Here is a 10,797-nt window from a genome sequence, read left to right as displayed (position 1 = left end):
GCCGGTGCCTGACGGCACCGGCCGCTTCTTCATGCCCGCCGGAGCAACCGGCACCGACCAACCCGAAGGGCATCTCCCATGACAACCCACCCATCTGCCACGGCCCGAGTGACCAGCGCTACGAGCTGCAGCGCCACGATCCCGCCCAAGCACGCAGCCGATGCTGCCATCGCCCTCCAATCCGCCCCCTCTCACGGCGAGCTGACGGAGGTCAAGGAGCGAACGGCGCACGCCCACCGCAGCGTGTGCCGGCCGGGGCGACCGCCGGACGGAGGCACATGACGCTGCCGCCCGACCACCAATCTGAACATCACCAACAGCCGGATTCGACCGCGCCGGCCGACGAGCGACTTGACCAGCCGAGCGAAGACGACCGTTCATGGACGGTCGAGACCATCGACAGCAACACACCGCCCAGCGTCATCAGCGTGGTAGTACCCGGCCAGCCACCCGAGCTGAACCCCGGCGCCGCTGCCGCCCTGCTGAAGCTACTCAGACACGTGAACGAGCGCCGCACCGACAACTCGAAACAGGAGAACCGATGACCGCCCCTCAACCGAAACCCTTCGCCTTCTACGGCCGCGTGTCGACCGAAGACAACCAGGACCCTGAATCGTCCCGAAGCTGGCAACTCACCCGAGCAACCACACTCATCCAGCCTCACGGTGGACGCATCGTCACCGAGTACTTCGACGTCGGCCAGAGCCGATCCCTCCCCTGGCAACGCAGAGTCCAGGCCAGCCTTCTTCTCGCGGCGCTGCGCGATCCCAGGCGGGGGTTCTCCGACGTCGTCGTCGGCGAACCCCACCGCGCCTTCTACGGCAACCAGTTCGGTCTCACGGTGCCGCTGTTCGCTCACTACGGCGTCGAACTGTGGGTGCCCGAGATCGGCGGCCCGATCGACCCGGACAACGAGGCCCATGAACTGGTCATGTCCGTCTTCGGCGGCATGAGCAAGGGCGAACGCAACCGCATCAAGCTTCGCGTCCGCACCGCCATGGCCGCCCAGACCCTCCTCGAGGGCCGCTACCTCGGCGGACGCCCGCCTTACGGCTACACACTTCGCGACCTCGGACCCCACCCCAACCCGGCCAAGGCCGCCGACGGCAAACACCTCAAGGGCCTCATTCCCGACGAGCAGACCGCCCCGGTCGTGCAGCGGATCTTCGCCGAGTTCCTCTCCGGTATCGGCATCTTCGCCATCGCCGAGGGACTCACCGCCAATCACGTGCCCTGCCCGTCAGCACACGACCGCGCCCGCAACCAACACCGCAGCGGCATCGCCTGGTCCAAGAGCGCCGTCCGCGTCATCCTTACCAACCCCCGCTACACGGGCCGGCAGGTCTGGAACAAGCAACGCACCGATGAGGTGCTGCTCGACGTCGACGACGTGGCGATGGGCCACACCGGGGTGATGCGCTGGAACCCCCGCGACAAGTGGGTGGTCTCCAAGGACATCACCCACGAACCGCTCATCGACGACGCGACCTTCGAACAGGCCCAAGCCATCCTGCAACAGCGGGGCCGGGGAACCGGCGGACAACACGTCCGGCAGCGCACCCGCAACCCCTACGTCTTCCGGGGCCTCATCTACTGCGCCGCCTGCGACCGACGCATGCAGGGCCAGTACAACCACGGCGACGCCTACTACCGCTGCCGCTTCCCGCAGGAGTACGCCCTCGCCAACCAGGTCCCCCACCCCCGCAACGTGTACCTGCGCGAGGACGCCCTCACCGACCCGCTCGACACCTGGCTGGCCTCCGCGTTCGCGCCCCACCGCATCGCGCAGACGATCACCGCGATGGCCGACGCCCAACCCCTCAACCATCCGCCCACAACGGGCACCGCAGCCCAAGCGATCATCACCGAGTGCGACGCCAAGCTGGAGCGATACCGCGCCGCCCTCGACGCTGGTGCCGACCCCGCGGTCGTCACTAGTTGGATCGCCCAGACACAGGCCGAACGCGCCCACGCGGAAGCCGAACTACACGCCATCGCGGGTTCCACCCCGCGCCGGATGAGCCGAGCAGAGATCACCGCCCTGGTGACCGCGCTCGGCGACATCACCACCGTGCTCCGCGACGCCGACCCCGCCGACAAGGTCGAGGTCTACCGGCAACTCGGGCTCCGGCTGAACTACCAACCGGAAACGCAAACGGTGCGCGCTGAAGTGGATCTCAGCGCGCACCGTGGGGCAATGGTTTGTGTCCGAGGGGGGACTTGAACCCCCACGCCCTATACGGGCACTAGCACCTCAAGCTAGCGCGTCTGCCATTCCGCCACCCGGACCTGCTCGTTCAGCCTACCTCGCCGCCCAGATGATCTTTCCATCCGAGGTCGGCACGGCGAGCCGCACGGGGAGTCACTGTACACGGCACTCGTGGATCATGCACATCGCCCACTGGTCCCTGCCGGGTCGTCCTCCCGCCCCTGCTCACACCCGTCACGCGAGGTCACCGAAGCGGGATCGGGCGTGAGCCCGGGTAGCGTCGGCGGCCCGGTGACGGGCAGCATTGCCCTGTGTCCCATCCCTCTCCTCTGGCCGCCATCCAGCAACGGGCCCTCGCACTGCGTACCGAGGGCGACCTCGGCACTGCCCGGCAGCTGCTCGCGGACGCTGTCGGGTCCGCCCGTCCGCCGTACGGCGAGGACCATCCCGAGACGCTGCACACCGCGCACCTGCTGGCCCGCTTGCACCGTGAGGCAGACGACCCACTTGCCGCCCGCCGGGTGCTGGAGGAGGCCTTCGCGGCGGGCGAGCGGCGCTGGGACCACTCCGAGCCGATGATGCTCGCGCTCGCCTTCGAACTGGCCGAGGTTGCCGAGGAGTTGGGCAACAGGCACGAGGCTCGCCGCAACTACACGCGCGTCGCCAGCGCCGGGCCCGCCGTGCTCGGTGAGCACCACCCGGCGGTACGCGCTGCCCGCGACTACCTCGGCGCGGCCAACCCTGGCCCGAACCGGCCGGACGTCGGGCCGCCGACGTCCGCCACCGTTGCCACGACGACGGACTCTGGCGCCCGATCGGCGTTGACCGGCCCGACGTTGTCCCTGGCGACCCTGGCCGCGATGCGCCCGGCGGCAGGCGACCGTCCGGCTCCCCCCTCGCCCTGGGCCCCACCGCCTCCCCCGACCCCCGCCCATCCGGCACCGGCCACGTCCCCCATGTCGCCGACGCCAGCCAGCCCCGCCCGTCCGATACCGCCTGCGTCCGCCATGTCGCCGACGCCCGCCACTCCCACCCATCCGGTGCCGCCGCGCCAGCGGGCCGAGCAGCAGCCGGCGGCGTCGCCCCGGCCACCGGTCGCGCCGCTGTCTCGGGCGGTCGGCCGGCCGACGCCGTACGTCCGGCAGCAGCCACCACCCGCACCGCCGCGTCAGCGCACGAGTGATCAGCCGACCCACCCGGTCGTCGAGGCGCCGCTCTCCGCGGCGGCGGCCGCGGCTCCGGCTCACCCTCCGGCCCACCCCGCGACCCCGGCCCCGGCAGCCGCCGCGCAGCCCTCCGCCACGCCGTCGGCACCCCAACCGCCGGCTCCGCGGTGGGCCGACCCGACCATTCAGGTACGGCAGATCGAGCCCCTGCTGGCCGAGGAGGCCGCCCGGATCGCAGCGACCGGGCCGAGCGGGTCGACCCGCACCACAGACGGGCCGGGGCGCTCCGGGGCGATCCCGACGACTCCAGGCGCGGCGCCCTCCCGCCCGGTGAGCGGGCCACCCCTGCACCACGCGGTCGCCGCGACGCCCACCGCGCCGCAGCCGGTCTCCGCGCCGCCCGTGCACGTCGGCCCAGCCTCCGCACCGGCCGTGGGCCCTTCGCATCCAGTGTCGGCTCCGCCCGACCACGGTCAACCCGTCTCCGGACCGCCCGACCAGCCCCACCCCGCCTCCGGCCCACCGGCGGCCCACGCCCAGCCGGTGTCCGGACCACCCGGCTACGGACCACCCGGCTACGGACCACCCGTCTCCGCGCCGCCCCTCCAGAACTACCCCGTGTCGGGACCACCAGCGCAGCCGTTCCCGGTGTCCGGACCACCCGGCCACAGCCAGCCCATCTCCGGACCACCCGCACACCCCTACCCCGTGTCCGGACCACCCGCCCACAGCCAGCCCATCTCCGGACCACCCGCCCACCCCTACCCGGTATCCGGACCACCCGCCCACCCCTACCCCGTGTCCGGACCGCCCGGCCACAGCCAGCCCGTCTCCGCGCCGCCGGTGAGCGCGCCGCCCTGGGGACTGACCGCCCCGCCCTGGAGCAGCAGCGCGCCCCCGCATCCGCTGCCCACGGCTGGCGGCGACCCCAAGGACCCGTCCCGTACGGACGCCGCAGGGACCACACCGGACAGCGAGGCGACACCGAGCAGCGCGACCACCATGGACGGCCAGTCCACAGCGGGCGGCGAGAGCATGCTGGTCGCGAGCGCGACGATGTCGACAGTGCAGGGCGAGCCGTCGGGGTTCGCGTCCGCGTCCACGGAGGTGTTCCCGGCCGTCGGGCCGGCACCGGCCCCGCCGCAGGACACGACGGCGGCGTCCCTGACGCCCGTGACCTACGGGCCGCCGGCCACCCTCACGCACCCGCCCGCCGCGCAGTACCCGTCCGGTCAGCAGTACCCGGGGCAGCCCTATCAGCAGAGCCACGAGGTGTACCCGGGGCAGCGGTACCAGCAGGACACCTACTCGGCCGCGTACGCCGATGAGAGTGTTTCGGCGGGCCGCAGCCGGGCGACGCTGATCGGTGCGGCGGTGGCGGCCGGGGTTGCCCTGGTCGCGGTCGCCGGCCTGGGTGCGGTGGTGCTGAACCGCGACGACGCGCCGCCCCCGACCGGGGGTGCGGTGACGGCGGCGCCGGCGGTGACCGGCCCCCCTCCCGGTGACCTGAAGCTGCGCGACGACGTCGTGACGATCACCCTGACCTGGACGGACCCGTCCGGAGGGGCGGTGCCGTTCATGGTCGCCGGCGGACGGGCCGGTCTGGCGCTCGGGGTGATGGCCACCGTGGAACCGGGGCGGACCAGCCACACCGTCAACGGGCTCAGCTCGCGGGTGGACTACTGCTTCACGGTGCTCGCGGTCTACTCCACGGACAGCTTCGCCACGTCGAGCCAGGTCTGCACCAACCGCGAACGGTCCACGCCGCCAAGCTGATCGCGAGCGGTCCACGCCGCCGAGTCGACACAGTCGGGTTCGCGATCGTCGAGCTGAGCTGGGCGTCCACTGCGCACGCTCGGTATCCACAGGGGTGACGGTGCGGGTTCCCCCGTTCCCGGCCGGGCCATATGATGGCACCCGGCTCAGGGGAGGGGTCGCCGCGAGGCGTACGCCACCTGCCACGACTCAGGGAAGGCAGCCGGCTGTGGCCAGCATCGACGACGCCGAGCGGACCGACGCCCCCCGTTCCCGGTCCCGACTGCGCGGCGGGCTGGTGACGGTCGGCACGGTCACCGCACTGCTGGCCGCCATGGGGCTGACCGTCCTGGGGCTGGGTGCGGCGGACAATGCGGTGGCCAACTACGACGCGAGTTCGTGGCTGTGGAGCGCGGTGCGCAGCGAGCTGGCCCGGGTCAACGGGGTCACCGCCCGGGTGGACACCCGCACCGAGGTTCCCGGTGCCCGCCGGCATCCGATGCAGGTCGCCCAGACCGATCGGCTGCTGATCCTGCGTGATCTGCAGACCGGGCAGATCAGCTCGCTGGACCTGGCCACCCTGCAGCTCACCGCGACCACGCCGACCACCCCCGGTCTGGGTGTGAGCGTCGCCCTGCACGAGGACGCGGCGTTCGTCGTCGACGCCGTGCAGGGCATCGTGCGGCAGCTCGACCCGCGGTCGTTGAGCCCGGTCGGCGAGCCGGTGCGCTATCCCCCGGGCATCACCGGCGGCACGTTCGACGGCGAGGGCCGGCTCTGGATCGCGGTGCCCAGCGAGGGCACCGTCTCGGCGATCACCGCCGCGAAGCTGCCGTCCGCGCCGGCCTCGGCCGCGCCGGCGGGTGGCGGGCTCAGCCCCGAGCGGGTCGAGACGTACGACGTGGCCGACGCCAGCCACGAGCTGGTGGTCTCCACCCTGGACGACGGGGTGGCGGTACTCGACCGCACGGCCGCCCGGCTGGTGCGGGTGCAGCGCGGTGAGGTCCGCCCGACGCCGTTGACACTGCCCGGCCCGGCGGCGATGCCGACCCGCACCTCCGGTCCGCGGGTGCCGGTGACGGTACCGGCCGAGCGGCGGGTGTTGGTCGTGGGTGACGTCGGTGAGGAGCGGGCGTTCACGGTGCCGGGCAGCGGCGACCGGCTGAGCCCGGCGGTGGCCTGGGCCGACCGGTTCTACTGCGCCGACGAGGCGACCGGCACCATCTACTCCTTCGACGCGGGCGGCCAGTTGGTCGACACCATCAAGGGCAGGGCGAACGGGCCACTGGAGATGGAGGTGCGGGAAAACCACCTCTTCATCAACTCGCCCGACTCGGCGACGGCCCGGGTGGTGGACGACAAGCACCAGGTGCGCGAGGTCGACAAGTACGCCAACGACGTGCTGGGCGGTGACCCGCCGCCGGCTCCCCCGCCGCCGCCCCCGCCGAAGAAGCCCCGGGTGGGCAAGCCGAGCGCGCCGCGCAGCGTCACCGCCGCCGCCGGCAACGCCCAGGCTCGGGTGAGTTGGCGGCCGGCTGCCGCGAACGGCGCCGAGATCATCAAGTACGTCGTGCAGGGTGCCGGTCAACGCCTGGAGGTGGGCGCCAACCAGCGTTCGGTGGAGATCAAGGGGCTGACCAACGGCGAGACGTACCGTTTCGCGGTGCACGCCGTCAACGCCAAGGGTGACGGCCCGGCGCGCAGCAGCAACCCGGTGACCCCGACGGCGGCGGTGCCCGATGCACCGGCCAGCGTCACGGCGCAGGAGCGGCCGGACGGCACGGTGGTGGTGAAGTGGCCGGCCGCGAACGGGCAGGGCAACAAGATCGCCAAGTACGCGGTGACGGCCACGTCGGCGGGGACGAACGCGCCGGCGGGCGAGTCGACGAAGACGGAGCTGGTGGTGCCGGCCGGTGAACTGGAGTTCGGCACCCAGTACGCGTTCACCGTCGTGGCGGTCAACGACAAGGGTGCCGGCTCGGCCGCGTCGCCGGTGAGCAACACGGTGGTGCCGTTCGCGGCGCCGGGCCGGCCGCTCGACCTGCAGGCCGGGACGGTCGCCGACCAGCCCGGCGCGGTCACCGTGCAGTGGTCGCCGGCCGAGGCGAACGGCCGGCCGGTGACGAAGTACCTGGTGGACGTCGGTGGCAGGACGAGCGAGGTGACCGAGACCCGCACCACCGTCACCGGGCTGGGCAACGGCCAGAACGTCACGGTGAAGGTGAAGGCGGTCAACGAGGCCGGGCCCGGTCCGGAGGCCACCGCCACGGCCCGTACGGTCGCCGCGCCCCGGGTCACCGTCACCGGTTCGTCGGCGACGGCCACGTCGGCGACTGTCACGTTCACCGTGGACGCGGGCGGCGGCAAGGCCACCTGCTCGCTGAGTACGTCGGGTGAGCCGGCGAAGGCCGGGGCGTGCTCCAGCATCACGATGACGGGGCTGACGCCGGGCACGGCGTACACGTTCACGGTCACCGCCAGCAACGCCGCCGGCAAGGGCACCGCGCAGAGGGCTGAGAGCACCGAGCCGCTGTACGGGATCGCGACGTGCAACAACGGGCCCGACGGCGACCAGCGGACGTACTGCAACAGTGACGTCGACGGCCGCAACGGAAACGAGATCTTCAAGGTCACCCGGCAGGACAACGACCAGCAGGCCGGCTGGGCGAAGCCCGGCACCCGACTGAAGGCGTACTGCAAGAAGTCCGGCGAGAACGTCGACTCGTGGATCTACAACAACCAGAAGCAGAGCACCTGGTGGGTGCAGGTCGAGTACAGCGGGAAGAACTACATTCCCTGGGCCTGGCTCAACCTGGAGGGCGGCGACAACATCAACGTCCTGCCCACCTGCTGAACCACCAGCCGAGGAGCACCGCCGACCGTGAACACCCACGAGCCGCTCACCCAGCCGGAGGTGCAGGGCTTCGCCGCCCTGGCCGCCCGGCTGGCCGAGAACGTCAACGCGGTGGTGCTCGGCAAGCCGCAGGTGGTCCGGCTGGCGCTGACCGCGCTCTTCGCCCAGGGTCACGTGCTGCTGGAGGACGTGCCGGGGGTCGGTAAGACGACCCTGGCACGGGCCATCGCCGCGACCGTGAAGGGTCAGTGGCGGCGCATCCAGTTCACGCCAGACCTGCTCCCCTCGGACGTGTCCGGTGTGACCATCTTCAACCAGGCGAGCCGGGACTTCGAGTTCCACCCGGGGCCGGTGTTCGCCAACATCGTGATCGCCGACGAGATCAACCGGGCGTCGCCGAAGACCCAGTCGGCGCTGCTGGAGGTCATGGAGGAGCGCACGGTCACGGTGGACGGTGTCCGGCACCCGGTGCCGGCGCCGTTCCTGGTGGTCGCCACGCAGAACCCGGTCGAGATGGACGGCACCTACCGGCTGCCCGAGGCGCAGCTCGACCGTTTCCTGGTGAAGCTGTCCGTCGGCTACCCGGACGAGGCGGTCGAGGTCGAGGTGCTGCGCGGTGCGACGGTCCGCTCCCCCGAGGCGCTCGCCCCGGTCACCGACACCGCGACCGTCGGGGAGATGGTCCGGATGGCCCGTCGGGTGCACATCGCCGAGCCGCTCTACGCGTACGCGGTCCGGCTGGCCGCCGCCACCCGCACCCATCCGCAGGTACGCGTCGGGGTCAGCCCTCGGGGCGTGATCGCGTTGACCCGGGCGGCGTGCTCGTACGCGCTGATCGACGGTCGGGGCTGGATCATGCCGGAGGACCTGAAGGCGCTCGCCGAACCGGTGTTCGCGCATCGGCTGCTGCTGACCCCGGACGCGCAGGTGCGCGGGGTGACCGCCGCGGAGGTGCTGCGCCAGGCCATCGCCTCGGTGCCGGTGCCGCTGCCGTCGGGGCAGCCCGCCCCGGTGCAGGGCTGACCGGCAGCAGCGCCATGGGGATCACCGCCCGCGGAATCGGGCTGCTCGTCGCCGCCGTCGTCCTGCTCGGCCTGGGGTTCCGCTTCGCGTACCCCGAGTTGACGTTGCTCGGCGCGGCGGCCGGCGCGGCCGTGGGCTACGCGGCGCTGACCGCGGCCTGGCGGCCCCGGCTGCTGGTCGGCCGCCGGGCGGACCCGGACCGGGTCGCGCGCGGGGAGCCGGCGAGCATGACGCTGACCGTGCGCAACGCCGGCCGGCTGCGCTCGGCGAACCTGCTGGCCGAGGACCGGTGCGGGAGCCGTGTCGTGCCGGTGCCGCTGCTGCGCCTGCGACCCGGTCGGGACACCGAGGTCTGCTACGACGTGCCGACCGACCGTCGCGGGGTGGTGCCGGTCGGTCCGCTGCGGGTGACCCGGCGCGACCCGTTGGGTCTGGTGGCGCTGGCCCGCCCGTACGGCGAGACGACGCCGGTCTGGGTGCATCCCCGGGTCCATCCGCTCACGGCGGTGCCCACCGGCGCGGGGCGCAGCCTCGACGGCCGGGTGGACGGTGTGCCGCACGGGTCGATCACGTTCGACTCGCTGCGGGAGTACGTGGTGGGTGACGAGCTGCGTCGGGTGCACTGGCGCACGAGCGCCCGGGTCGGCGAGCTGATGGTGCGCGAGAACGTGGACACCAGCCTGCCCCGCCTTGTCGTCCTCCTGGACAACCGCGCCGCCGCGCATCCGCACCGGTCCGACGGGGTGGCCGAGTCGTTCGAGTCCGCGTGTGAGGCGGCGGCGTCGGTCGTCACCGCCGTGCACCGCGCGGACCTGCCGGTGGTGATGCTGCTGGTCGGCCCGGAGCTGATCGAGCGCGGCCCGGCGGGGGACGCCGAGGTCGGGCCCCTGGACCGGCTCGCCGCCGCCGACCTGTCCGACGAGGACGACGCGTTGCGCGCGGTCACCACCCGGCTGCGCCAGGACCGGCTCGGCGACACGCTGATCTTCCTGACCGGCCCCGGTGGGCGGGACGGGTTGGGACATGTCGGCGCGCTACGCGGCGCGTACCCGTCGGTGGTGGTCGGGGTGTTCGGCGCGGCCGAGCCGACGCCGGCGGGCACGGCCGGCCTGGTGGTGGTCGACGCGGTGGACGGCGCGCAGTTCGCCGCCGAGTGGGACGGGGTGCGCCGGTGGTGACGGGTGTCGAGCCGCAGCGCGCGCCGGACGTGGCGACGGACCCGCGGCGGGCGCCGTCGGCAGCCGGCGGCGCGACCGGGCCTGTGGTACGCGCGCTGCGGGCGGCCGTCGTGCCGCTGGCGCTGATCACGCTCACCGCGCTCGCCGGGGTGGTGCTCGGCCGGGTGTACGCGGGCGACCTGCTGACCCGGCTGGTGATCGGCGCAGCGGTGGGCTCGGTGCTGGTCAGCGTCGCCGCCCGACGACTGCCGTCCTGGCTCGTCGCACCGGTGTCGGTGGCGGCGTTGGCCGGGTGGACGCTGTGGTCGTTGCGGCTGGCCGCCGCCCGCGCCGACCTGCCGGGCAGCCTGCTGGAGGTGAGCGCGGACGCCGCACGCAACGGCATTCCCCGGCTGCTCACCGCGATGATTCCGGTGGAGCCCACACCGGACACGGTGCTGGTTCCGGTGGTGGCCGCGTGGCTGGCCGGTCTGGCCGGGGCGGAGGTGGCGCTGCGCACCGGCCGGGTGCTGCTCGGCTACCTGCCGGCGGCAGGGCTCTACGCCGCGGCCCTCTACGTGGTCGGCCCGAACGCCGAACCGGCGATCGGGACGACAGTTGCCTTCGTCGCGG

At 73.0% G+C, this 10,797-nt stretch carries 6 protein-coding genes, 1 tRNA gene and 1 pseudogene; 7 read left to right on the top strand and 1 reads right to left on the bottom strand.

From position 1 onward, the window contains the following. Nucleotides 1-278: 278 nt before the first annotated feature. On the top strand, nucleotides 279-545 hold the full coding sequence (locus AB0J68_RS16900; protein ID WP_363939270.1) for a hypothetical protein: 267 nt from the start codon (nucleotides 279-281) through the stop codon (nucleotides 543-545). Beyond that, a complete protein-coding gene (locus AB0J68_RS16895) occupies nucleotides 542-2,224 on the top strand; it encodes a recombinase family protein (protein WP_363939268.1) in 1,683 nt (560 codons plus the stop codon). The genes AB0J68_RS16900 and AB0J68_RS16895 overlap by 4 nt, the downstream gene beginning before the upstream one ends. Here AB0J68_RS16895 and AB0J68_RS16890 read toward each other — a convergent pair. After that, a tRNA-Leu gene (locus AB0J68_RS16890) sits at nucleotides 2,206-2,289 on the bottom strand. The genes AB0J68_RS16895 and AB0J68_RS16890 overlap by 19 nt on opposite strands. 231 nt (nucleotides 2,290-2,520) lie before the next feature. Between AB0J68_RS16890 and AB0J68_RS16885 the strand changes: the two genes are divergently transcribed. The 5 genes and pseudogenes from AB0J68_RS16885 to AB0J68_RS16865 form a co-directional block, all read left to right on the top strand. After that, nucleotides 2,521-5,151: a tetratricopeptide repeat protein gene (locus AB0J68_RS16885; protein WP_363939266.1), complete on the top strand. Its 2,631-nt coding sequence runs from the start codon at nucleotides 2,521-2,523 to the stop codon at nucleotides 5,149-5,151. A 208-nt stretch (nucleotides 5,152-5,359) separates the two neighbouring features. Continuing rightward, nucleotides 5,360-7,984 (top strand): fibronectin type III domain-containing protein, encoded by a 2,625-nt coding sequence (locus AB0J68_RS16880; RefSeq protein WP_363939264.1) that lies wholly within the window; start codon nucleotides 5,360-5,362, stop codon nucleotides 7,982-7,984. A 27-nt stretch (nucleotides 7,985-8,011) separates the two neighbouring features. Further along, the gene (locus tag AB0J68_RS16875; protein ID WP_354858549.1) at nucleotides 8,012-9,007 is read left to right on the top strand and encodes a MoxR family ATPase; all 996 of its coding nucleotides are present in this window, start codon (nucleotides 8,012-8,014) and stop codon (nucleotides 9,005-9,007) included. A gap of 14 nt (nucleotides 9,008-9,021) precedes the next feature. Next, the gene (locus AB0J68_RS16870; RefSeq protein WP_363939263.1) at nucleotides 9,022-10,185 is read left to right on the top strand and encodes a DUF58 domain-containing protein; all 1,164 of its coding nucleotides are present in this window, start codon (nucleotides 9,022-9,024) and stop codon (nucleotides 10,183-10,185) included. A gap of 29 nt (nucleotides 10,186-10,214) precedes the next feature. Beyond that, nucleotides 10,215-10,797: pseudogene (locus AB0J68_RS16865) on the top strand (transglutaminase domain-containing protein); the annotation flags it as partial.

It is taken from the genome of Micromonospora sp. NPDC049580 (genome assembly GCF_040675595.1).
Lineage (GTDB): Bacteria > Actinomycetota > Actinomycetes > Mycobacteriales > Micromonosporaceae > Micromonospora.
This window is presented reverse-complemented; position numbering and strand designations above follow the sequence as displayed.